We start from the raw sequence: 22,855 nt of genomic DNA on the forward strand, positions 1-22,855 counted from the left end.
GCCCGCCGGGGGGAGGCGGGCGAGTCCGCATTGGACGCTCCAGAAATTCGGTTTGCGTCGCGCGGGGCCGGCAAGGGGGGCTGCCGACAGGAACTAGATAGGAAGGCCATTCGGGATTTTAAGCCCCCTTGATCGACTTCTGTCGGGAAGCGGATGCGGAGCCCGCTTTTTTGTCCGGCGAGGCCTTGGCCGACGCACCCGGCGGCTTGCGGTCGAGGCCCGATCCGCTGGGATCGCCGTCTTCCGACAGCAGGATGGCGATCCAGCGCGTGCCGTCGAACTGGGCCATGATCAGCATCAGGGCCACGGTCAGCGGGGTGGACAGGAACATGCCCGTCACGCCCCACAGCGCGCCCCATACCGCCAATGACAGCAGCACCACCGTCGGGTCGATGTTCAGGCTGTCGCCCTGCATGCGCGGATAGATGACGTTGCCGACGATGAAGAAGATCAGCTCCAAGGCTCCGAACAGGATCAGGGCGGGCCAGAAGCTGTCGGGAAACTGCACCAGGGCGAACAGCGGCGGCAGGATGCAGCCCACCGCGCCGCCGATGATCGGGATATAGGCGGCCACGAAGATCAGGAAGGCCCAGAACAGCGCGTTGTCCAGGCGCAGCAGCATCATCACCACCCAGGCGGCGGCGGCGATCATCAGGCCGGTGACCGTCTGGATCCACAGGTACTGCTCGACCCCGTTGCGGATGCGCTGGAACAGCTGAACCGCGCTGTCGCGCTCGGCATGATGCGGATAGAGCGCGACGATCTTGCGATTGAAGCCTCGCCGCGAGGCGATGATGAAGCCCAGATAGATCAGCACCAGTATGGCGTTGGAGGCGAAGTTCTGCAGGCTCTGGGCGGCCGCGCCGGCGTATTTGCTGGGATTGAGCTGGTTGATCAGGTCGCCGATCGTCGGCGCCACCTTGATCCCGACCAGCGAGGCGACCTTGGCGATCACCTCGTTCAGACGGGGCGCGTAGTCGCGGATCTGGCCGACGAAGCTGGCCCCGTTGGCGGTGACCACCCAGACCGAAGCCGCGAACATGGCGATCGACAGGAAGATCGCGGCCGGCAGGGCCAGGTTCCTGGGGAACTTCGGAAGGCGCTCGACCAGCACCCGGGCGAAGCTGTCGATCATCACCGCCAGGAACACCGCCATGGCCAGGGGCGTGAGGATGCCGCGCATCCAGTACAGCGTCGCGCCGCCGGCGATGACCGCCAGGAACACCAGGGCGTTGCGACCGGTGATCGACGCAGGGATGGACATCGGCGACATCTCTTTCTCGAAGGTCTGTAAAAGACTGGCGCCACATTGCGCGAGGCGATTGGCGCGACGCAAGGCCGGGGCTAGGCTCAAGCTCTCAATCTGAAGGACGTTGTTGTATGACCCTGGTGATCGGCGAAGGCGAGATCCTCATCGGACTGGGCGAGGGACCCGTGACCCAGCGGCTCGACCGATCCAATCGCCACGGCGTGGTGGCCGGCGCGACCGGCACGGGCAAGACCGTCACCCTGCAGGTCATGGCCCAGGCCTTCTCGGACGCCGGCGTGCCGGTGTTCGCCGCCGACGTGAAGGGCGACCTCTCTGGCGTCGGCGCGATCGGGACGCCCAACGACAGGATGCTGGAGCGCGCCGCCTCCATGGGCCTGACCCTGACGCCGTCCGCCCCGCCGGTGGTGTTCTGGGACCTGTTTGGCCAGAAAGGCCACCCGATCCGCACCACCATCTCCGAGATGGGTCCGCTGCTGCTGTCGCGCCTGCTCGAACTGAACGACGTGCAGGAAGGCGTGCTGACGGTGGTCTTCCACGTCGCCGACCAGGACGGCCTGCTGCTGCTGGATCTGAAGGACCTGCAGGCGGCCCTGAAATATGTCGCCGACCACGCCGCCGAGATCGGCACCCAGTACGGCAACGTCTCGCCGGCCACGGTGGGGGCGATCCAGCGCAAGCTGCTGACCCTGCAGAGCCAGGGTGCCGAGAACTTCTTCGGCGAGCCGGCCCTGAAGCTGGCCGACCTGATGCGCACCGACGTGGCCGGCCGCGGCTATGTGAACCTGCTGGCGGCCGACAAGCTGATCCAGTCGCCCAAGCTCTATTCGACCTTCCTGCTGTGGCTGCTGTCGGAGCTGTTCGAGGAACTGCCCGAGGTGGGCGATCCGGAGAAGCCCAAGCTGGTGTTCTTCTTCGACGAAGCCCACCTGCTGTTCAACGATGCGGAAAAGCCGCTGCTGGAGAAGATCGAGCAGGTCGTGCGGCTGATCCGCTCCAAGGGCGTGGGCATCTACTTCGTCACCCAGAACCCGGCCGACATTCCCGACGCCGTGCTGGGCCAGCTGGGCGCGCGGGTGCAGCACGCGCTGCGAGCCTACACCCCCGCCGACCAGAAGGGGCTGAAGGCCGCCGCCCAGTCGTTCCGGGTCAACCCAGCCTTCGACACCGCCGAGACCATCCAGGCCCTGGGTGTCGGCGAGGCGCTGATCTCGACCCTGGACGCCAAGGGCGCGCCCTGCGTCGTGCAGAAGACGCTGATCCGTCCGCCGGCCTCGCGCCTGGGCCCGCTGACGCCGGAGGAGCGCGCCGCCCTGATCGCCAAGAGCCCGGTCGCCGGCCTCTACGACACAAGCCTGGACCGCGCCTCGGCCTACGAAACCCTTCAAGGCCGCGCCGCCCAGGCCCAGCAGCAGGCTGACACGGCCGCCGCCCAGGCCGAGGCCGAGCGCCAGCGGGCGGCGGCCGAGAAGGTGCGGGAACGGGAGGAGGCGCGCGAGGCTCGCGCCGCGTCGCGTCCGCGCGCCTCCAGCCGCCAGTCGATGGGCGAGGCCTTCGCCACCTCGTTGCTGCGGACGATCGCCAACCAGGCCGGGCGCGAAATCATGCGTGGCCTGATGGGGGGAATGAGTCGGAGACGCTAGGTCAAAGGCCAAGCTTGAAGCGAGTCGGCCGAAATTCGGGTGAGGCCCGGCAGATCGGAGTCCGCTTGACCAGTTCAGGATCCGATTTCGAGGGAAATCGCGCGATTTGACGCATTTTTCCGCGCCCTATGCGTGTGTATGCCTTGCAACTGAGCTATTCTGGGACTCATATCCATAGGCGTACACGGCACGACGGGGCGGAGACCCTCGATCAAAGGCCGGGCGTGGGAGGAAACGCAATGAAGTTCGGCCCCTCGAACGTTCAAACGCACAATGCTCCGTTCCTGGGCGCGACCCGGCGCGCCCCGCCCCGGTACAAGATCCGATGGCCCCTGATCCTCTGCGCCGGCTTCAGCCTGGCGATATGGGCCGCGCTGATCTTCGGCGTCGTCGCCCTGAGTCGGTGACCGGGACGGCGCCCGCGGTCGCCAGCCGTCTCACTCCCGCCGCGGCGGCGTGAGACCGAACTCCGCAATCAGGCGCGTTTCCGCTTCCGCGCCTTCTCATCCGCCGTCGTCGCCAGCGGAGCCGCGGCGGCCTTGCTCGCCAGGGTCCAGGCGGACAGCGTGTCGACCGAAGCGGGCCGGCCGATGGCGTAGCCCTGCAGCTCGGCGCAGTCCTCGCCCCGCAGGAAGTCGATCTGCTCCTGGGTCTCGACGCCCTCGGCCACGCACGGGATGTCCAGGCTGCGGCCCAGGCCCAGCACCGCGCGGACGATCACCGTCGCACGGTCGTGACGGTGGATGTTCTCCACGAAGCTCTTGTCGATCTTGATCTTGTCGAATGGGAACGACTGCAGGGTCGACAGCGACGAGAAGCCCGTGCCGAAGTCATCCATGGCGATCCGCACCCCCAGCGCCTTCAGCCGGCGCAGGTTGTCGAGCGCCCGCTGATAGTCCTTGAACAGGGCGCTCTCGGTGACCTCGAGCTCCAGCCGCTTGGGAGACAGGCCGGTCTGCACCAGGATTTCATGCACCAGGATGGGCAGGTTCGGCTGGTTCAGTTGCAGCGGCGACAGGTTCACCGCGATGCGCAGCGGCCGCTCCCAACTGGCGGCGTCCGCGCAGGCTCGGCGCAAGACCCATTCGCCCAGCTGAGTGATCAGGCCGTTTTCCTCGGCGACGGGGATGAATTCCAGCGGCGGGACCATGCCCCGCCCCGGATGGTTCCAGCGCACCAGGGCCTCGAAACCGCAGACCTCGCCATCGGCCGCCTTGGCCAGCGGCTGATAGTGAACGACCAGTTCCTCGTCGGCGATCGCCTGACGCAGCTCGCGAGCCAGGGTTCGGCGCTCGCGGATCGTCTCGTCCATTTCCCGCTTGAAGAAGCGATAGGCGCCGCGGCCGCCTTCCTTGGCGCGGTACAGCGCCATGTCGGCGTTGGCCAGCAGCGCCTCGGCCGTGCGGCCGTCGTGCGGGAACAGCGAGACGCCAAGGCTGGCGCCCATGGCCAGGTCCCGGCCCTCATGCGTGGCGGGCGCCGACAGGGTCTCCAGCAGCCGGCCAGCCAGTTCGGCGGCGGCTGCGGGCTGGTCGCCCGCCGCCACCTGCACGACGATGAACTCGTCGCCGCCGAGACGGGCCGCGAAGGACGGGGCCGTCAGGCTGTCCTGCAGCCGGCGCGCGGCCTCGACCAGCAGGGCGTCGCCCGCCAGGTGGCCGTGCAGGTCGTTGGCTTCCTTGAAATGATCCAGGTCGATGCAGATCAGCGACAGGCTCTCGCCCGAGGCCTCGACCCGGTCCAGGGCCGCGGCCAGGCGGGTCTGCAGCGAATTGCGGTTGGGCAGGCCGGTCAGGCCGTCGTGCTCGGCCAGGTAACGGATCTTCTCCTCGGCCGAGCGGCGCTCGCGCAGGTCTCGCACCGCCAGCACGGTCAGGCCCGAGGTTTCGCGTCGGGCGCCGTCGTCCATCAGCCGCGAGAATACCTCGACCGGGATGGCGCGACCGCCGTCGGCGGGCTGCAGCACGCCCTCGCGGCGCTCGCCTTCCCGGATCGACGCGGTGCTGTCCAGGGTCAGCAGATCCGACAGCGGCGCGCGCAGCAGGGCGTCCAGTTGAAGGCCGACCAACTGGCAGAAGGCGGCGTTGGCGTCGTTGATAAGGCCGTCCTGGACGACGACGATGCCCTCGTAGGCGGCGTCGGCCAGGCGGCGGATACGGTCCAGGGCCGAGCGGCTGGTCGAGGACTCGATGGCCACCGCGCCCAGACCGCCCAGGATGATCATGCCGGTGATCGAGCTCACGGCCAGGGTCAGGACCGCGCCCGACAGCATCTGGTCGGGCACGTCGATCGAGGGGTCGGGAACGATGGTGATCGCGCCCATGCCGATGAAATGCAGGGCGCAGATTCCGAGCGTGAGGAGAAGCCCGCCGCCCAGCTGCCGGACCAGGCTGCGCGCGCGTCCCGCCAGTTGCAGGGCGCCCGCGGCGCCGACGACGCCGGCCAGCACCGAGACGGCGATCGTCGCCTGCTCCCACTGCAAGAAGCCCTGGGTGACGAAGGCGGACATGCCGGTATAGTGCATGGCGGCCACGCCCATGCCCAGGACCAAGCCGCCGGCGAAGTCGTTGGTGCGCGAGCGCTGGGCCGAGGCCACAGCGAAGCCGCCGGCCATGAACAGCACCGCGATCATCAGCGACAGCAAGGTGCCCGCGGGACTGTAACCGGTCTTCAGGCCGGGGCTGTAGGCGACCATGGCGATGAAGTGGGTGGCCCACACGCCCGATCCCGACACCAGGCCGGTCAGCAGCAGCCAGGCGGCCCGCACCACGCCCTTGGCCCCGCGCATCCGGGAGTAGAGGCGGAACGCCGTGAAGCACGCGGCGAAACAGATCAGGCCGGCGACCACCACCAGGCGCAGATCGTGCTCCGTCGTCAGGCAGGTCAAAACCTTGAGCAAGCGCAGGTCCCCCGGGGCGTTACCTGCAATCTGTAGCGGGCAAGATGCAAAAAAAGGGTTTCGACGGGCCTTTGCGGTCGCCTACCCCAACCGCCGCTATCGCGCCGAGCGTTTCGCGCCCTTGGTCGTCGCGACCTCGCTGCGCCAGAGCTCCACTCCCGAGCCGGTCATGGCGGTCTGCAGCGCCGCGCGCTCCTCGCCTTCGAGGCGCACGGCGGTCAGCACGCCCGTGGCGTAGGCCCCCGTGTCGAGGCCGATGCGACGGTGGTCCGACTGGATGTCGTCGGTCGGCGTGTGGCCGTGCACAATGATCTTCTCGAAGGTCCGGCTGTCGTCCAGGAAGGTCTGCCGGATCCACATCATGTCGTGCCTGGACTGCTGGTCCAGCGGGACGCCCGGCCGCGCGCCGGCATGCACGAAGAAATAGTCACCGACGCTGACACTGAACTTCAGGTCCCGCAGGAAAGCCCGGTGGCGGTCACTGAGGGCGGCGTTGAAGTCGGCTGAGGCGGCGGCCCAGGCCTCCTTGTCGGCGCGATCGGCCGGCGCCGTCACGCCGTACGACCGGAGCGCCTCGCGCCCGCCATAGTCGCACCAGGTCGGACCGATGCCGGGATCCTCGAGGAACGCCGCCATCCGGTCTTCGTGGTTGCCGCGCAGGAAAACCGTTTCGATGGGACCGCCGTCCGCGAGGCGGCACAGCAGTTCGATCACGCCCTGGGACTCCGGGCCGCGGTCGACATAGTCGCCAAGAAAGATCAGCACCTTGCGGGTCTGCGCGCTGCGAGCGAAATCTTCGAGAACAGCGCCGAGCAGGGGGCGCAGAAGATCGAGCCGTCCGTGGATGTCGCCAACCGTCCATACCAGCGTGCCTGGCGGCACGCTGGCGACTGGGCCGGCGTTCGACGACTTCCGACGCGCTAACCAGTTACCGATCATCCCCTATCCATTCCGTCATGACCCCGCGGCGGCTCCGGCAAGCGCCCAGGCGCGGAACGGAGCGGAAAGCTGATGCGAGGCAAGGGTAACGATCCAAAGGTCAAGAAACCCGAAAACTCAGAAATAACGTTCGCCAATCCGAATGGTGTCGCCGGGCGCGACCTTCGTCAGAGGCGTCAGCGGGTAGGACTGCTCGGCCGGGTCCTCGGCGCGCTTGATGAAGACGACCTTCTTGTTGGCGCGATAGGTGAAGCCTTCGGCGGTGGCCACGGCGTTCAGGACCGAGAGATTGTTGGTGTAGGGATACTCGCCGGGCTTGTTCACCTCGCCCAGGATATAGAAGGGGCGATAGTTCAGAACTTCGGCGCTGACGCGCGGCTCCTTGATGTAGCCCTTGCGCAGCTCGTTGCTCACCTCGTTCTGGAATTCCGAGATCGTCAGGCCGGCCGCCTGGACCTCGCCGATCAGCGGCAGCGAGACCTTGCCGCCGCCGCCCACCAGGAATTCGCCTGTCAGAGCCTCTTCGCCGAAGACATTGACGCGCACCTTGTCGGCGACGCCCAGCCGATACTCCGGCACGGTTCGAACGGTGTTCTCGGCGCTCGTCGCAGCGGGAGCGGCCGCCGGGGCGGCGGGCGTCTGGGCGCAGGCCACGCCTCCGAAGGCCAGAACCAGGCTCATGGCGCAGAGACGCAAGAAGTGACGCATATCGAAATCCTCTTTCCGAGCCGTCGAAACCATAGCGGTGTGGCGATAGCTTGTTCAAAAGCAGACAGGCCCGAATTTAGCAAGGGGCAGGGCTGCATGGCCGGCCTCGCAATATGAATTGCTCACCGGCGCGGGCGCGCGATCATAATAGAGTAGCAATATTGCGCGACGCAGATGCCCGCGCATCGACCGACTACGAGGCGAAGAATGACGTGGATGACGGCCAGGACATTGAAAACGACCGCGGTCACCACCCTGGCGATTACGGCCGCGGCGGGCGCGGCGATCACCACCGCCGGACTGACGTGGCCGGACGAGTTCCACCCCGACCTGGCGCCGGTCCACGAGATGCGCGCCGATCGGGCGCTTTCCGCGCAGTATCCCCAGACCATCGCGGCTGACCGGGAAAGTCAGGCCGCCCTGGCGCAGGCGCCCACCGCCGCGAACGCCTGGCTGCGGCGCGCCTATGTGCGGCAGCTCGCGACCCGCACCCTGGATGACCAGGCGCTCGGCTATCTCGACAAGTCCTACCAGGCCGCGCCGCTTGGTCCGGACGTCACCCGCTGGCGGCTGCGTTTCATATTCGAACACTGGTCCGAATTGACACCGGCCTTGAGGACGCGGGCCGTGAATGAAATGAGGAATTTCGCCCATTATCACAGTGGCGGCCCCGATATCGTCCGCGCCATCCACAATCCAACCGGACGTTGGGCGGCCGCGCTGGTCGAGCGCTCAGGTCACAACGATGCGCTGAGAGACCACGGCATGCTCGCAAAAGCGGCAGAATAGCCGATTATTCTTCGAGTTTTCTGCGTACTCATGGATATTGCGCCGCATTTCAAGTTATAGTAAACCCGCGAACCGCAAGTTTTACACGTTTTGCGGCAGTGGGATTTAACGCTATCGAGGGAAGATTGGCGCCGCCTTTGCTGGGGGGCCGATGAACCGTGAGCTGAGTTCACGGCGAGGGGGTTTGAATGAACAGAAACACATTCGTGGCCATCGCGATGCGCGCGATGGCCGCCAGCGCGGTGATGAGCCTGGCGGCTTCACCGCTTATCGCGGTCGCCCAAGCGCCGACGCCGGATCCGGGGCCCTTGGCGTCGGCGCTGGCGATCGCGGCGCAGGCCGCAGAGGCCGCCGCCAACGCCAAGTCGCTGACGGCCGATGCGACCCACGTCGCCATCGTGGCGGCTCTGGAGCAGACGATCGCCACCAGCGGCGTCGAGCCGCAGACCGCGGTGAGCGCCCTGCAGCTCACCCAGACCAACATGCAGGCCGCGGGAACCCTGACCCCCGCCATCGCATCAGCCCTCGCTGAAGTGCTGGCCAAGGTATTGGCGGCGATCAAGGTGCAGGAAGGTCCGGGCTCGATCGGCACCACCGGCGGGCCGCCGATCTCGGCCCCTGGAGCCACGGGCGGCGGCGGCGGTTCGGACTATCGCGCCGCCTAAAGCTCGACACGAAATTGATTCAAGGGTGCAAAGTGACTGAACGGAACGAGAGGCTTGGCCGCATGCGGGCGACCGACATCAAGATCAACGCCGCCAAGGCTTGCTTCATTCTCGCCGTCGCCGCGAGCGCCTGTCCGACGACGTCGTTCGGCCAAGCCCTCGATTCCGCTCAGGCTCGCACCCCCGATCTGTTCGCGCGCGATCGCAGCGTCGCGGTGCTGGATCGTCCGCATCCCGAATACGAAGCGCTCGGCGTACCGGTGGGGGCGTTCGCGCTGTTCCCGCGCCTTCAGATCGACGCCGAGCACACCGATAACGTCTTCGCCGTCGAGACCGGCCCGGAGGGCGACTGGGCCTTCCACACCCGCCCGTCGGCCACTCTCAATTCCAACTGGTCGCAGCACCAGCTAAACGCCTATGTCCGCGGCGATTTCATCCGCAACGACAAGTACAGAACCGAAAACGCCAACAACTGGAGCGTTGGCGGCACGGGTCGAATCGACATCCTGCGCGATTTCAACATTGCCCTGGGCGCCGACTACATCAAGGCGATCGAGCCGCGCACCTCGTCAAATACAGCGGTTTCCGCGCGCGATCCGATCAAGTTTGATCAGGCCCAGGCCTATCTCTCGACCAGCCGGACCGTCGGCCGCACCAAGCTGTCGGTGCGCGCCGACCTCCAGTCCTACGACTATAAGGACGGCGTCGACCTGAATGGCGTCGTCATCGATCAGGACGCCCGCGACCGGGTCAACAGCAGCCTGCAGGGACGCGTGGACTACGCCGTCAGCCCGGCGACGGCCCTCTTTGTTGCGGTCACCGGCAACAAGCGCGACTACGACACCGGCACCGTCGCCACGCCGGCGCGCGACTCCGACGGCTATGAACTGCTCACCGGCGTCAACTTTGAACTCGGCGCCGTCGTCCGCGGTGAGGTGGCCGTCGGCTATGTCAGCCAGTCGTTCGACAACGCCGCCTATAACGAAATTCACGGCTTTGGCTCGCGCACCCGGCTGGAGTGGTTCCCGACTGAACTCACCACCGTCACGGCTACTGCGTCGCGAGCGATCGAAGACGCCGGCGTGGTCGGCGCGGGCGGTTACCTGTCGTCGAACCTGGGCCTGCAAGTCGACCACGAACTGCTGCGCAATCTGATCCTGAGCGCCAGCCTCAAATATGCGAACGATGACTACAACGGCATCGACCGGAAGGACGACCGCACCGAGTTCGCGCTTGGCGGCAACTATCTGGTCAACCGCAACCTCGGCCTCAGCCTGCGCTACTACCGCACCAAGCAATCGTCCGATGGGATCAGCAGCGGCCCCAACTATATGGTCAATCGCGTAACCCTTTCGCTGACGACCCAGTTCTAGCCGGCCGCCATGGCCGTTCGGCAAGCGCGGCGTCGTCACCGGCGCCTCCTGGTTTCGCGCGCCCCCGTCTCGGCGGAAACGCGGTGGCGGAGGCTGGCGCCGGCCCTGGCGCCTGGCCTTCTCTATCTGACCCACTTGGCCGCGGGCGCAAATCAGACGGTCTTGGCCCAGGGTTTCTCCCTGGCGCTGGCCGTGGCGCTGTGCGTGGTGCTGACCCGGCCGCGTCTCCGGAATGAACTGGCTGAACTGAAATTCGCGTGGCCGCTGCTGGGCCTGTTCGCAACGGTGCTGGGCGTCGCGTTCCTAACGCTTTATCTGCCGGCATCTTCGGCTTCGACCCCGGCATGGGCGCTGACGGGCGCCCCCGGCGTCCTCTCCATCAATCGGTCGGCGACCTGGCTGGAGATCGTCAAGCTTGGCGGCCTGGCCTGCATCTTCGCCGTGGGTTGCGTTCAGGGGGCGCGGGGCGAGCGGGCTCGCACGACGGTCGAATGGATCGTCCTGCTCGGCGGCGTCTACGCCGCCGCATCGATCGCCCTCTACCTGGCCGGCCTCCAGGTCAAGGGCCGACTCTCCGGGGGCTTCCTGAGCGCCAACAGCGGGGCCACCGTCTTCGGCATGCTGGCGGTCGTCACCACCGCCTTCCTCTTGCGGCAGTTGCGGCGCACCGCCCGCCTGAACCAGGACGACCGGCTGCGCAAGCTGGCCACGCCCGCCGGAAGCCTGTTCTGCATCGCCACCTGCCTGGTCCTGACCGCCTCCCGCATGGGTCTGGCCGCCACGGGCGCGTCGATCCTGGTCCTGCTAGCCTGGGATCTGGCCTCCCAACGCAAGATCCGCATCACCGTCCGCCCGCGCGATCTCGCCCTCACCCTGGCGGCGCTAGTGGTCGTCGCCGGCGCTTCGGCTCCCATGTGGAGTCGCGTGCACGCGCTAGATTCCGACGCCTCGATTCGAGGCCAGATCTTCTCGACCCACTGGAGCGCGTTCCTGGCCTCGCCGATCTTCGGGCGCGGACTCGGATCGTTCAACGACATCAACAGCCAGGCCCTGACGACGGAAAACTATTCCGTCCTGTGGTCGATCCGGGCCGCCCACAACGTCTATATCCAGTGGCTGGAGGAGGCGGGCCTCGCCGGAGCCTTGCCGATGTTCGCCCTTGTCGCCGCGATCATGCTGGTCTCGGCCTTTCATGTCGCCAGGATGCGTTCCGGCCAGACCCTGGCCAGGGGGCTGGTGGTTTCCGGCGTCGTGGTCCTGCTCCATGGCGCCACGGACTATGCGCTGCAGGTGCCTTCCATCGCCGCGTTCTGGGCCTTTCTGCTCGGCCTGCAGTTCGCGTTCACCCAATGGCGAAGCTAGGCCCCGGCGCGGCACTTAACCGCAGGCGACCCCGCCGGTAATTCCTCTGAAACTAGACTATTGGTTGCCATGACGTTTTGAAACCGGAGCTCAAGCGACGCCCAGCACCGTCGAATCTCGGCCAAGATCTTGCGTTCAGAAATGCATCCGGGTCGACTCCGCGCGTTCCGAGCGCGCCGGACGCTTATCAGGTGGCAAAAAATTGATCGGGATCACAAGGACATTTCCAAAACGGCACGATACGCTTGTGTAAGGGATGGCTTGCGGACATGTAGATCCTGCGACGTCGTCTCAGGAGTGTTTGCCTCGCGAGACTTTCGATTTCACCCGCTCTGTCCTCGCGATGCCGCATCAGAGCCCTAATCCGAACAGCAAATGCGGCCTCCGGGCGGACGCAAAGGGATAACGACCGAAGTCATGGCGCTGAGTTTGTTCAGGATTGGCGAACTACATGCCAGATAGGTCAGGGGCGTTGCGCACTCTCCTGGTGGGCGGGGTGCCCACGACGCGCCTGACACGTGCGGAACTCGCGGCCGTGATGCTGGAAGACAGCCGGGCGGCGAAGGCGGGTAGGAAGGGCTATCCGCGGATCGTCGTCTCTTCGAACGGCGCGGTCATCGCCGACTTCCACCGAAGCGCCGAGTTCCGCGACCTGATCCTTGAGGCCGACATCGTCGACGCCGACGGCATGCCGCTGGTGATGGCCACCCAACTGCTCTGCGCCGAGCCCCTGAGGGAGCGCGTGGCCACCACGGACTTCATCAACGACGCCGCCGAGGTGGCCTCGCGCGAAGGGCTGAAGTTCTATTTTCTCGGCGCCAAACCCGGCGTCGCCGAGAAGGCCGCGCAACACTTCCGCGCGCTCTATCCTGGTCTGGAGATCGTCGGCGTCCGCAACGGCTACTTCACCCAGGAAGACGAGGCGGAGATCTGCGCCGAGGTCGTGGCGCTGAAAACGGACGTGATGTGGGTCGGGCTCGGCAGTCCGCTGCAGGAAGCCTTCGCCCACAGGAACCGTGAGCGCCTGTCGGGCATCGGCTGGATCCGGACCTGCGGCGGCATGTTCGACCACTATTCCGGCAAGTTCAAACGCGCGCCCCGCTGGATGCAGGTCATCGGCCTGGAGTGGCTGCACCGCACCATCAACGAACCCCTGCGGCTGAGCGGGCGGTATTTCAGAACCAACCTGCCGGCGCTGTTCTATCTGGCGACCCAGACCACCGATAGCGCGCCGCCCCTGACGGACGCCAAGACACCGTGACCACCGGGCCGATCGAAAATGCTTCTTCCGCGGCTCTTCCGCCCGAAAGCCGACCGATGATCGTCGACGCCTTCTCCGCCGGCCCGCGCAAGGCCGTGTTCCTGGTCTCGCATTCGACATCGGGCGGCGCCCAGGAAATCTGGGCCAATTTGGCGGAAGGCGTGCGAGCGCGCGGCCATCAGGTCATGCTCGCGGCGCTCTATCCGGGTGACACGCCCGCCCAGGAAGTCGCGCCCCTGACCTGGACCTACGTCGTCCCCGAACGGCCGGCGTCGACGGGCGCCAAGCTGGCCATGGTCCGCGCCCTGACCCGCCTGTTCGAGGCGTTCGAGGCGGACGTCGTGTTCACCGCCCTGCCCGCCGCCAACGTTCTGGCCCCGGTCGCCGCCACCCTGGCGCGCCGGCGCGTCCGGGTGGTGATCTCGCACCACAGCCCTTCGGACACCTATAATCGCGCGCTGAACCTGGTCGACAGCCTGACCGGATCCCTGGCCAGCGTCGCCCACGTGGTCGGCGTGTCCGAGGCCGTCCAGCGCACGCACGCTGGCAAGCCTTCGCCCTATCGCGCCAAGCTGAAGACGATCAAGAACGCCCTGCCGCCCGACATCGAGGCGAGGATCGCGCGCCTGGCCGAAGCGCGCCAAGGGCGACCGATTGGACGCCAGGTTGTCGCCATCGGCCGTCTGGCCGAGCAGAAGAACTATCCGGTCCTCATCCGCGCCGCGGTCCACATGCCGGACGTGGTGGTGCGGATCGTCGGCGACGGGTCCGAGGCGCCGGCGCTCAGGGTGCTGGCGGCCGAGCTCGGCGTGGCCGACCGGGTCCACTTCCTCGGCTTCCATCCCCGCGCCGAGGCGCTGGAGATCCTGGCGGCGGGCGATGTGTTCGTTCAGCCCAGCCTGTTCGAGGGACACAGCCTGGCGCTTATCGAGGCCGCCAGGCTCGGCGTGCCGCTGGTGGTCTCGGACGCGCAGGTCCAGGTCGAGGGCGTCTCCGCGCCTGACGGGACGGTTTGCGGCGTCGTGGTGGGCGTCCACGATGATCGATCGCTGGCGCGCGAGATCCTGCGCTTGCTGGACGATCCCGCCCACTACGCCGCCGCGGCGGCGCGAGCGAGCGCGTTGGGAGCGGCGGCGGCCTATGACGCCATGATTACGTCTTACGAACAGCTCATGGCCTGACCGTGGGCCGCACACACCGAAACCTCAGCTGCAACAAGAGGGCGTGACATGACGGAAACCGGCGAGCGCCGACGCAGGACGGGTCCCCGGCCCTTCCTGGTTCCGGCGGCCTATGTCCTGTTCGTGCTGCTGACCTTGATGGTGGTCGCGCCGATCATCACTTCGGACGGCCGGATGACCGGCGGCGGAAACGTCTTCCGGCAGGTCACGTACGCCATCCTCTTCGCCGCCACACTGTGGGTGGTCGGAGTCTTCCAGCAGTGGCGAAAGCTGCTCATCGTACCGGTGACGCTGATGCTGGCGCTCGGCTGGTGCTGGCTGAGCCTGACCTGGGCGATCGATCCAATGATCAGCTTTCGCCGCCTGCTGCTGACCACGATGATCATCTGGACGATCTTTCTGGTGATCGACGATTGCGGCTACGATCGAACGATCAAGGTCCTGATGATCTTCCTGACCGCGGTTCTGGCGGCCAACTACGTCGCGATCGCGGTTTCCCCATCGGCGGTGCACAGCCTCGCCGATTCGATGGACAAGGGCTTGGTCGGCGACTGGCGCGGACTACTCCCGCAGAAGAATTTCACCGGCGCCATCTGCGCCCTGACCATCCTGATCTTCACCTTCGGCGGCCAGCGCATGTGGCTGGCGCTGCGGCTGGCGATCATCGCGGCCACGGCCTACTACCTGTTCCGCACCCAGTCGAAAACGTCGATGGGCATGCTGATCACGGCCCTGATCTCAGGCGCCATCGCCCTGCGGTTCAAGCCGAAATACCGGATCGCGCTGATCCCCGTCCTGCTGGTCGGCAGCATCGCCGCGATGCTGAGTTCGCTCAAGTGGTGGGATGAAATGCTCGGCCCGTTCCAGCGCAAGGACGCCTTGACCGGCCGAGGGGAGATCTGGCCCTACCTTTTCAATTACGCCAAGGACCACCCGTTCACCGGCTCGGGCTACGGCGCGTTCTGGAACATCGGCGAAAACAGCCCTGTCTATCAGTACACCAAGAACTGGGTCAGCGAGCTGGGCAACGGGCACAACGGCTATATCGACCTGCTGGTCCAGGTCGGGCTGCCCGGCCTGATCCTGGCGGTGGTCGCCACGATCATCATGCCCGCCGCCAGATTGCTGAGCACCACCTCCGCCGGACGGTCGCAGGTGGCGCTGCTGATGGCGATCCTGGTGTTCTGCGTCGGCCACAACATGACCGAGTCCAGCCTGCTGGAGCGCGACACGATCGTCGAGGTCTTCCTGATGTTGACCATCGCCCTGACCGGGGTGGTTACGCGCCGGTCCTCCAAACCGGTTCGCTCGCCGACGCCGGAACGCCGCGAAGGATCGTCTTCGCGCCGGAGGTCGGCGGTCCGCGCCTGATCCACGCCGACAGCCATGCTCGCCCCCGATCCCGCTTCGCCCTCGCCGGAACGCGCCCCGCTCTTGCGTATGGTCGCCAAGGCCGTGCGCTACGGATTGGCGTCGGTCGGACCGGTCGGCAGCGCCGGCGCACAGTTCGTTGTGTCCGTGCAGTTGCTGCATGTGCTGGATCCCGGCGCTTTCGGAGCCTTCTCGTTCCTGCTGGTGGCCTCCCAGTTTAGCCTTGGCCTGTGGAGCGCGTTGTTCTGCGCGCCGATGCCGATCCTGCTGTCGGGCGACGAGGCGCGCGACGCTCCGATGCGCCGATGCCTGATGTCGACAAACCTGACGCTGGCGCTCGTCGCCTTCGCGGTCTTCGCGGTGCTGGGGACGGTCTTGCGGACCGATCCAATCGCCAGCCTGCTCTTCGCCGCCTACGCCATGGCGATGCTGCTCCGCTGGTTCGCGCGGGCCTACGCCTACACCACGGGTCGACCATGGCGGACGATGACGTCCGACATCATCTACACCGTCGTGTTGCTGGCCGGCGTCGGCCTGGTGGCCGTCACCCATGCCCGCTCGGCCGCGCCCGCCTACGCCAGCCTGCTGGCCGGGGCCGCGTTGAGCCTGGCGCCGTTCGGGCTCCGATACCTCAGGCAGCAGTTCGGCGAGTTCTCGTTCAAAGCCCTTGCGTCCTACAAGCAAGTCTGGCGCGAGCATTCGGGCTGGTCCCTGACGGGCGTGCTCACCACCGAGGCCACCGCCAACGCCCACGCCTACATCGTCACCCTGATCAGCGGCGCGACCGCCTTCGCCCCCCTGGCCGCCAGCGCCTTGCTGATGCGGCCAATCAGCGTGGTCACCAACGCCCTGACCGAATTCGAGCGTCCCCAGATGGCCCGCCAGCTGGCGCAGGATCGCGGGCGCGAGGCGCTGGCCACCATGCGCTTCTTCCGGATCATGCTGGTCGCCGCCTGGGGCGCCACCGTGGTCGCGGCGCTGGCCCTGATGCGCTATGGACCGGACCTGCTGTTCCCCAAGAGCTATGACCACGGCTACCTGATGATCGGAACCCTCCTGTGGCTGGCCATCGCCGGCGTGCGCACGGCGCGAACGGCCGAGAGCGTGCTGCTTCAGGCCGCCGGCCAGTTCAGGCCCCTGGCCCACGCCAGCATGATCTCGTGCGGCGTGTCCCTGGCCGGGGCCCTGGCGTTGCTGGTCCTGGGCGGCCCGCTCTATTCCCTGGTCGGCGTGCTGCTGGGCGAGGCGATCTTCGCCCTGTGGATCTGGCGGGAGACGTCGCGCTGGCGAAGCGGGACCGACCAAGCCGTCGCTCGCGCGGGGCTTCCGTCATGAAGCTGACCATCGGCGTCAAGGCCTTGAACGAGGAGCAACGCATCGCCGAGGCGCTGACCAGCGCCCTGCGCGCGGCCGAGCCGTTCGGCGGCGAAGTGGTCCTGGCCGATTCGGGCTCCACCGACCGGACCCTGGAGATCGCCTCCGCCCTGCCGGTCCGCATCGTCCAGCTGGCCGATCCGTCCGAGCGCTCGTGCGGGGCCGGCGCGCAGCTGGCCTTTCAGCAGGCGGACGGCGACTATTTCTACCTGCTGGACGGCGACATGGTGCTGGACCCCGGCTTCCTGCCCGCCGCGATCGCCCACCTGGAGGCGCATCCCGAACTGGCGGCGGTCGGCGGCCTGGTGCGCGAAATGAATGTCGAAGGCCACGAATTCCAGATCCGCGCCGCCGCGGTCAGGAACGACCGCAACTGGCGTCCGGGTATCGTCGATCGTCTCGACTGCGGCGGCCTCTATCGGGTCTCGGCCGTCCGCCAGGTCGGTCACTTCGCCGATCGCAACCTGCACGCCTTCGAGGAGTTTGAACTGGCCGCGCGGCTGAGCGCCCAGGGATGGAAGCTGGCGCGGATCGACCATCCCGCCGTCGATCACTACGGCCACCAGACGGAGGGCTATCGCATGCTCTGGCGGCGGTTGAAGTCAGGCTACGCCGGCGCGGCCGGCGAGGTGTTGCGCGGGGCGCTGGGCCGGCCGCACCTGCCGCTCGTGCTCCGCCGCCTGGGCCACGTCCGCAATGGCCTGGCGGTGATGGCCTGGTGGGCGCTGCTGGTCGCGTGCCTCGTCGCGCCCGTACCGCTGATCGCGCGCGCCGCCGCCTTCGCCGTGCTGCTGTTGGCGCCGCTCGCGCTGCTGAGCTGGCGGCGGGGCTCGCCAAGCCTTGGGCTCTATTCCCTCGTCGCCTGGAACGTCGGCGCCTGGAGCCTGATCACCGGCTTCTTCCGTCCCCGGACCCCGCCGACTCGCGCGCTCGAGGCCGTCACCCTGGCCCAGCCCGCCAGCCGGCATGACTAGCCACGCCGCGGCGTCTCCGCCTTCGACCCTTCGCCCCGACGTCCAGCCGTTGCGGGCCCTGGCGATCTTGCTCGTCGTCGTGGACCGCGCCCGCCTGATCTTTCTGCCGGGCGGCTTTCTGGGCGTCGGGGTCGCGGGCCGTCGCGCGGCGCATGGCCCAGATCCGGAAGCCGGCCCGATGACCTCGACCGCGCGCCGCGATCGTCCTATTCGGAGCCCAACGTCGCTCTCCCGTGGGCGCGCCCAGCCGGAGCTCGCGTTCGATGTCCATTAGGCGCAATCTGATATGGAGCGCCGGGGCCCAGATCCTGTTCTTCGGCCTGCAGTTCGGCACCCAGGTCGTCGTCACTCGCCTGCTCTCGCCCTACGAGGTGGGAGTCTATGCGGTGGCCTTGTCGACCAACGGCCTTCTGGCCACCCTGCAGACCTTCAGCCTGCTGAGCCTGCTCGTGCGCGAACCGGAACTGGACGGGGCGCTGGTCGATACGGTCTTCACGATCAACGCCGCGCTAAACACCCTGCTGGCCCTCCTGGTCTACGCCGCCAGCTTCGTCGCCGCGCGGGTCTATGCCGAGCCGGGCGTCGGGTCGGTCATGGCCCTGATCGCGGTCGCGCCGCTGGTCAGCATCTTCGAGCTGCGCCCCTCGGGCCTGCTGCAGCGCGAACTGCGGTTCTCCACGATCGCCATGGCCTCGGCAGGCAAGGCGATCATGGCGTCGGGCGTCACAATCCTGGGCGTTCTGGCCGGCCACAGCTATATGAGCATGGCCTGGGGAAACCTGGCGGGCGCCGTCACCGCGGTGGTGATCGTCAACGCCTTCGGCTTTCGCCACTTCGCGCTGCGCCTGAGCCTGGCGCGCTGGCGAACAGTGATGACCTTCGGCCTGCGGATGGTGGCGATCGGCGGGGTCAACACCCTGTCGACCCGTCTGGGCGAGCTGATCCTGGGCCGCATCCTGGGCCTCAGCGCCCTGGGGCTGTTCTCGCGCGCCGCGTCGCTGCACAGCGTGATCTGGGACAACATCCACACGGTCTTCACCAAGGTGGTGTTCGCTGACCTGGCCGAGCAGCAGCGCCAGGCCGGCTCATTGCGCAAGGCCTATCTGGGCATATTGGCCAATATGACCGCCTTGCTCTGGCCCGCCTTCGCCGGCATCGCCGTGCTGTCGGGACCGCTGGTCCACCTGCTCTACGGTCCCAAATGGACCGGGGCCGCGCCGCTGCTGTCGATGCTGGCCCTGGCCGGCGTGCTGCTGACCTGCGTGACCATGACCTGGGAGGTGTTCGTCATCCGCGACAAGACCAAGCTGCAGGTCAAGATCGAGTACCGCCGCGCGGGTCTCAGCCTGGCCTACTTCACCGGCGGCGCATTCTTTGGCGGTCTTCTGGGCGCGGCGGCCGCGCGCCTGGCCGATGCGGCGACGGCGATCCTGATGTACCGGCCGCCCCTGGCGCGGCTGACCGAGACCACGACCGCCGACGTCGTGCCGATCTATGGCCGTTCGTTCCTGCTGGCCCTGGCGGCGATCGCCCCCGCCGGCGCGCTGATGCTGGCCGTCCATGGCGATCCGGCCGTGCCGCTCTGGCAGGTGGCTGTCGCCGTGGCGTTGGGCGTGGCGCTATGGGCGGCCACCCTGGTGCTGTGCCGCCACCCCCTGGTGGAGGAAGGCCGCCGCCTGACCCGCCGCTTCGCACGCTCCCGCGCCTGATCTCGCTCACCCCGGCGAATAGCGCCCGCCCGCCGCGGCGAGCAGCAGGTTGCGGGCCCGCGCCCGCCGGCCAGCGCGCAGCTCGCGCACCACCGCCCGAGTCAGGTTCGGCAGGGCCAGGACCACCAGTCCCGGATAATGCCGCCGCAGAAAGCGGAACTTGCTCCGGGTCAGGTAGAAGTCCGACAGCATCGAAGACTGGCCTTCGTCGCTGGTCCCGATCGACATGCCGACCCGGTGATAGACCTTGGCGGCGTCGCAATAGCCCAGGCGGAAGCGGCCAGCGGCTCGCACGGCCCAATCGATCTCCTCCCAATACAGGAAGTAGCCTTCGTCCATGTAGCCGACAGTCTCGATCAGCGTCCGCCGCACCAGGGCCGCCGCGCCGTTGACATAGCTGAGCTGGGCCTCGATCGCGGCCGCATCGACAGGCGCGTCCACGGAGGTTCCCTTGCCCAGCAGCTCGCAGCGGGCCCGGCCGCGCAGGAAGCGCCCGCCGCCCAGCGACTGCACGACGTCCGGCTTCTCTAGATAGACGACCTTGGCGCCGCAGATGCCGATCGCCGGATCCTGCGCCATGCGCTCCAGCAGCCGGGTCAGGGCATCGCGCTCCACCAGGGTGTCGTTGTTGAGGATCCAGACGTACTCCACGTCCGGCTCGGCCAGGGCGAGACGGGCGCCGGCATTGTTGCCCGCCGCATAGCCGCCGTTGCGGCCGGTCTGGACCACCCAGAGTCGGCGGGTCGCGTCGTCGCCGCGCAGCGGCGTCGCCAAAGCCGCGTCCTCCAACGCGTCCAGCACGAAGGGCCGCATTCCGCGGTCGGCCCGCGCCTGGTTGAGGGCGGGAAGCTGCTCGGCCAGGCCGGCCCGGATCGCCTCGAACGACCCGTCGCCGGAGGCGTTGTCGCAGACGATGATGTCCAGGTTCTCGTGGTCCAGCCGCGCGGCGCTCAGCACGCATTGGACAGTGTCAGCCGCCGCGCGCCAGTTGAGGACGATCGCAGCGGTTCTTGGGTTGCCCTGGCTCTGCGTCACGCGAATCCCATGGTCATCTGGATCATTTCCCTCGCCGCGGCCCAAACGGCCTGGCGAACCGACATCACGCCCATGCTCAGCCGGGCGTTATGCTGAGGTTCCTGAAGCGGGCGGCGAAGGGTTCCTTGGCGGCCTCCCGGTAGACGCCTTCCTTCCAGTACGGACCGACAATGTCGTCGAAGCCCAGCGGGCCGCGATAGTCGACCAATTGCTGGCCGTCGCGAAACACCTGCAGGTAGCCGTCGCCGCCTGGGCCGAACTTCACGCGAATGAGCATCCGATACCAGCGTCCGCGCTCGATCGGCCGACTGTCGGTGTAGTGGGCGCGGTAGGTGGTGGTCTCGCGGCTGGCCACGCGGTTGGGATCGTCCCGGGTGATGATCCGCATCCGCTCGCCGACCATCTCGATCGCGAACGGGGGGCTATGTCCTGGCTCACCCGGGTCAGGCGTGGACTGGATCTGGCTGAGGGTCATCCAGCCGGCCGTATTGGGCGGTCCAGGCTCGATCATCAGGTTGAACGCGACCTCGTAGGGCCGGCCCGGCTTCATTCGCAGCGAGGTGGCGATCTCGGAACGCTCCTTGATCTTGCCGTCTCCGGGCAGGCTGTCGCCGGGCCGAACCTCGAAACGCGCCGACGCGCCCTTGACGGCGTAGTTCCAGGGCTGGCCGGCGTTCTGCACCTGGAAACGCGGGTTTTCGCCCTGGATCAGTTCGGGATTGCTTTCGGTGCGCAGGTGACGCGGCACGGACTTGAGGGCGTCGGCCGCATCGACCACGACGCCCCGCCCCTCTTGTGTGGACATCGCCGCGGCCGCCACGATCGAGGCCAGAGCCAAGCTCCCGCCCAAAATCAATGCGATCCATCGGCGTGGCCGCTTTTTCTCGGCGGCATGAGTCTTGAAGTCAGCCATGGGGTCAGACATCGGGCCTCGCCTGAAAAGGGGCTTGAACCGCCCTTATCGGAACTTCGTCTAAACCGCCGCCAGACAGCACAACGCACGAGTTTGGCATATACGTTCTTAAAAACGGCCATCGCCGGCCAAACGGGCATTCACCGCCAAGCTTGGATGAAAGACAGAGATCTATAATGGCGCGCTCCGACGGCAACAAATTGATTTCCCTGGAGGCGGGACGCTTCTTCGCCGCAGCGGGCGTCATGCTGTTCCACTATACCGGCGTGATCGCGAACTTTCGCGGCGTGACCGTCTTTGGCGACATCTTTCGGCCCGGCCACGTGGGCGTGCCTTATTTTTTCGTCCTGAGCGGCTTCATCATCTATCACGTCCACCGCGCCGATTTGGGACAGCCCACCGCGTTGGGGCGGTTCGCCGTGAAACGGGCCGTGCGCCTGTTTCCGATGTTCCTGATCGTCTCCCTGGCCATGCTGCTGGCTTTCCTGGTCAGTCCGTCGATGGCCGGCCAGCGCGAGCTGACGCCGCTGGGCGTGGCGGCCGACCTGCTTCTGCTGCCCCACGCCGACGCCATCCTGTCGATCTCCTGGACGCTGCGCCACGAAATGGTGTTCTACGCCCTGTTCGCCCTGGCCCTGTGGTTCGGCCCCCGGGCGTTCTGGGCTATTGGGGTTTGGATCGCGATCAGCGTCGCCGCCGGGCTCCTCGCCGTGGTGGCCGGCGTCGATACGGTTCCCTGGATGGGGTCCTGGTCGGTGACGGCCAGCACGCTGAACCTGGGCTTCGGCCTGGGCATGGTCGTGGCGGCGAACGTCAAGACGTCCGCCGGCCTGCGGGCCTGGCCGCTGATCGGCCTGGGCGGCGGCCTGATGTTGCTGCTGGGCGCGATCGAATGGACTTTCGGCCGAGGCGTATCCCACGACATCGACGTCTTGGGGCCGTTCGGCACGATCGGCCTGCTGTTGAGCGCGGCGGCGCTGATCAGCGGCCTGGTCCGGCTGGAAGCCAGGTGGTCGATGCCGGCGCCGAGCTTCTGGAAGGCGGCCGGCGGATCATCCTATGTGCTCTACCTGATCCATCAGCCCCTGGCCTCCGTGGCTGTGCGATTTCTGAAGCGCCTGCCCCTGTCTCCCGAAGCGATGTTCGTGATCCTGGCGGTCTCGGCCGTGGCGGCGGCCCTGATCATTCACCTGACCGTCGAAACGTGGCTGCTCAAGCGCCTGTCCGCCCTTGGCCGCCGAAGGGAGCCTCAAACCGTGACGAATGACGCGGCGCCGGCCCCCGCTCTGGCTTCGCCCGCCGGCTTCGCCTTGACGACCCCGCAGCCGCCCGGGCAAAGCCAGGGATAGATCGGCTGTTCCGCTCCTCCGCCGAAGACACATCCGCCCAGAG

At 67.3% G+C, this 22,855-nt stretch carries 19 protein-coding genes; 13 read left to right on the top strand and 6 right to left on the bottom strand.

From position 1 onward, the window contains the following. Window positions 1-118: 118 nt before the first annotated feature. Window positions 119-1,264, bottom strand: a complete 1,146-nt coding sequence (locus tag EV278_RS16520) for an AI-2E family transporter (protein ID WP_132093797.1) — start codon at window positions 1,262-1,264, stop codon at window positions 119-121. A 116-nt stretch (window positions 1,265-1,380) separates the two neighbouring features. Here EV278_RS16520 and EV278_RS16525 point away from each other — a divergent pair, with 116 nt between their 5' ends. Together EV278_RS16525 and EV278_RS24070 are read left to right on the top strand one after the other, a co-directional pair. Further along, window positions 1,381-2,910 carry a helicase HerA-like domain-containing protein gene (locus EV278_RS16525; protein WP_132093800.1) on the top strand — a complete coding sequence of 510 codons (1,530 nt, stop codon included), beginning with the start codon at window positions 1,381-1,383 and terminating at the stop codon, window positions 2,908-2,910. Between the two features lie 239 nt (window positions 2,911-3,149). Beyond that, entirely contained in the window at window positions 3,150-3,317 is a 168-nt protein-coding gene (locus EV278_RS24070; RefSeq protein WP_165916673.1) for a hypothetical protein, read from the top strand. 68 nt (window positions 3,318-3,385) lie between these two features. Here the strand turns inward: EV278_RS24070 and EV278_RS16530 are convergent, their stop codons facing one another. The 3 genes from EV278_RS16530 to EV278_RS16540 form a co-directional block, all read right to left on the bottom strand. Further along, the gene (locus EV278_RS16530; protein ID WP_132093803.1) at window positions 3,386-5,815 is read right to left on the bottom strand and encodes an EAL domain-containing protein; all 2,430 of its coding nucleotides are present in this window, start codon (window positions 5,813-5,815) and stop codon (window positions 3,386-3,388) included. 90 nt (window positions 5,816-5,905) lie between these two features. Beyond that, complete coding sequence (locus EV278_RS16535; RefSeq protein WP_165916675.1) at window positions 5,906-6,748, bottom strand: metallophosphoesterase family protein; 843 nt, start codon at window positions 6,746-6,748, stop codon at window positions 5,906-5,908. Between the two features lie 117 nt (window positions 6,749-6,865). After that, window positions 6,866-7,456 (bottom strand): polysaccharide biosynthesis/export family protein, encoded by a 591-nt coding sequence (locus tag EV278_RS16540; protein WP_243692224.1) that lies wholly within the window; start codon window positions 7,454-7,456, stop codon window positions 6,866-6,868. 207 nt (window positions 7,457-7,663) lie between these two features. Between EV278_RS16540 and EV278_RS16545 the strand changes: the two genes are divergently transcribed. The 10 genes from EV278_RS16545 to EV278_RS16590 all read left to right on the top strand — a co-directional run bounded on the left by EV278_RS16545 (window position 7,664) and on the right by EV278_RS16590 (window position 19,515). After that, window positions 7,664-8,245 (top strand): hypothetical protein, encoded by a 582-nt coding sequence (locus EV278_RS16545; protein WP_132093806.1) that lies wholly within the window; start codon window positions 7,664-7,666, stop codon window positions 8,243-8,245. A gap of 188 nt (window positions 8,246-8,433) precedes the next feature. After that, on the top strand, window positions 8,434-8,910 hold the full coding sequence (locus tag EV278_RS16550) for a hypothetical protein (protein ID WP_132093809.1): 477 nt from the start codon (window positions 8,434-8,436) through the stop codon (window positions 8,908-8,910). Between the two features lie 62 nt (window positions 8,911-8,972). Then, a complete protein-coding gene (locus EV278_RS16555; protein ID WP_132093812.1) occupies window positions 8,973-10,283 on the top strand; it encodes an outer membrane beta-barrel protein in 1,311 nt (436 codons plus the stop codon). Window positions 10,284-10,445: 162 nt separating this feature from the next. Beyond that, the gene (locus EV278_RS16560; protein ID WP_165916676.1) at window positions 10,446-11,645 is read left to right on the top strand and encodes an O-antigen ligase family protein; all 1,200 of its coding nucleotides are present in this window, start codon (window positions 10,446-10,448) and stop codon (window positions 11,643-11,645) included. Window positions 11,646-12,117: 472 nt separating this feature from the next. Continuing rightward, on the top strand, window positions 12,118-12,906 hold the full coding sequence (locus EV278_RS16565; protein WP_207905504.1) for a WecB/TagA/CpsF family glycosyltransferase: 789 nt from the start codon (window positions 12,118-12,120) through the stop codon (window positions 12,904-12,906). Window positions 12,907-12,962: 56 nt separating this feature from the next. After that, window positions 12,963-14,087, top strand: coding sequence for a glycosyltransferase (locus EV278_RS16570; RefSeq protein WP_132093818.1), 1,125 nt, complete (start codon window positions 12,963-12,965; stop codon window positions 14,085-14,087). 48 nt (window positions 14,088-14,135) lie between these two features. Beyond that, window positions 14,136-15,458 (top strand): O-antigen ligase family protein, encoded by a 1,323-nt coding sequence (locus EV278_RS16575; RefSeq protein WP_132093821.1) that lies wholly within the window; start codon window positions 14,136-14,138, stop codon window positions 15,456-15,458. Between the two features lie 63 nt (window positions 15,459-15,521). Continuing rightward, complete coding sequence (locus EV278_RS16580) at window positions 15,522-16,793, top strand: polysaccharide biosynthesis protein (protein WP_132093824.1); 1,272 nt, start codon at window positions 15,522-15,524, stop codon at window positions 16,791-16,793. Further along, a complete protein-coding gene (locus tag EV278_RS16585) occupies window positions 16,790-17,806 on the top strand; it encodes a glycosyltransferase family 2 protein (RefSeq protein WP_132093827.1) in 1,017 nt (338 codons plus the stop codon). The genes EV278_RS16580 and EV278_RS16585 overlap by 4 nt, the downstream gene beginning before the upstream one ends. A gap of 263 nt (window positions 17,807-18,069) precedes the next feature. After that, the gene (locus EV278_RS16590) at window positions 18,070-19,515 is read left to right on the top strand and encodes an oligosaccharide flippase family protein (RefSeq protein ID WP_132093830.1); all 1,446 of its coding nucleotides are present in this window, start codon (window positions 18,070-18,072) and stop codon (window positions 19,513-19,515) included. Window positions 19,516-19,521: 6 nt separating this feature from the next. Here EV278_RS16590 and EV278_RS16595 read toward each other — a convergent pair whose 3' ends face one another. Further along, on the bottom strand, window positions 19,522-20,550 hold the full coding sequence (locus EV278_RS16595; RefSeq protein ID WP_132093833.1) for a glycosyltransferase family 2 protein: 1,029 nt from the start codon (window positions 20,548-20,550) through the stop codon (window positions 19,522-19,524). Between the two features lie 76 nt (window positions 20,551-20,626). Next, entirely contained in the window at window positions 20,627-21,388 is a 762-nt protein-coding gene (locus EV278_RS16600) for a polysaccharide lyase (RefSeq protein ID WP_165916677.1), read from the bottom strand. Between the two features lie 251 nt (window positions 21,389-21,639). Between EV278_RS16600 and EV278_RS16605 the strand changes: the two genes are divergently transcribed. After that, window positions 21,640-22,812: an acyltransferase gene (locus EV278_RS16605; protein WP_132093839.1), complete on the top strand. Its 1,173-nt coding sequence runs from the start codon at window positions 21,640-21,642 to the stop codon at window positions 22,810-22,812. The last annotated feature ends 43 nt before the right edge of the window (window positions 22,813-22,855 follow it).

This window comes from Caulobacter sp. BK020 (assembly GCF_004342605.1).
Taxonomy (GTDB): Bacteria; Pseudomonadota; Alphaproteobacteria; order Caulobacterales; family Caulobacteraceae; genus Caulobacter.

What these genes read in the sequence shown, in the direction of transcription:
- EV278_RS16520 (WP_132093797.1), bottom strand. Translation starts at nt 1,264, where the DNA reads ATGTCCATCCCTGCGTCGATCACCGGTCGCAACGCCCTGGTGTTCCTG.
- EV278_RS16525 (WP_132093800.1), top strand. Translation starts at nt 1,381, where the DNA reads ATGACCCTGGTGATCGGCGAAGGCGAGATCCTCATCGGACTGGGCGAG.
- EV278_RS24070 (WP_165916673.1), top strand. Translation starts at nt 3,150, where the DNA reads ATGAAGTTCGGCCCCTCGAACGTTCAAACGCACAATGCTCCGTTCCTG.
- EV278_RS16535 (WP_165916675.1), bottom strand. Translation starts at nt 6,748, where the DNA reads ATGATCGGTAACTGGTTAGCGCGTCGGAAGTCGTCGAACGCCGGCCCA.
- EV278_RS16540 (WP_243692224.1), bottom strand. Translation starts at nt 7,456, where the DNA reads ATGCGTCACTTCTTGCGTCTCTGCGCCATGAGCCTGGTTCTGGCCTTC.
- EV278_RS16545 (WP_132093806.1), top strand. Translation starts at nt 7,664, where the DNA reads ATGACGTGGATGACGGCCAGGACATTGAAAACGACCGCGGTCACCACC.
- EV278_RS16550 (WP_132093809.1), top strand. Translation starts at nt 8,434, where the DNA reads ATGAACAGAAACACATTCGTGGCCATCGCGATGCGCGCGATGGCCGCC.
- EV278_RS16555 (WP_132093812.1), top strand. Translation starts at nt 8,973, where the DNA reads ATGCGGGCGACCGACATCAAGATCAACGCCGCCAAGGCTTGCTTCATT.
- EV278_RS16570 (WP_132093818.1), top strand. Translation starts at nt 12,963, where the DNA reads ATGATCGTCGACGCCTTCTCCGCCGGCCCGCGCAAGGCCGTGTTCCTG.
- EV278_RS16575 (WP_132093821.1), top strand. Translation starts at nt 14,136, where the DNA reads ATGACGGAAACCGGCGAGCGCCGACGCAGGACGGGTCCCCGGCCCTTC.
- EV278_RS16585 (WP_132093827.1), top strand. Translation starts at nt 16,790, where the DNA reads ATGAAGCTGACCATCGGCGTCAAGGCCTTGAACGAGGAGCAACGCATC.
- EV278_RS16590 (WP_132093830.1), top strand. Translation starts at nt 18,070, where the DNA reads ATGTCCATTAGGCGCAATCTGATATGGAGCGCCGGGGCCCAGATCCTG.
- EV278_RS16605 (WP_132093839.1), top strand. Translation starts at nt 21,640, where the DNA reads ATGGCGCGCTCCGACGGCAACAAATTGATTTCCCTGGAGGCGGGACGC.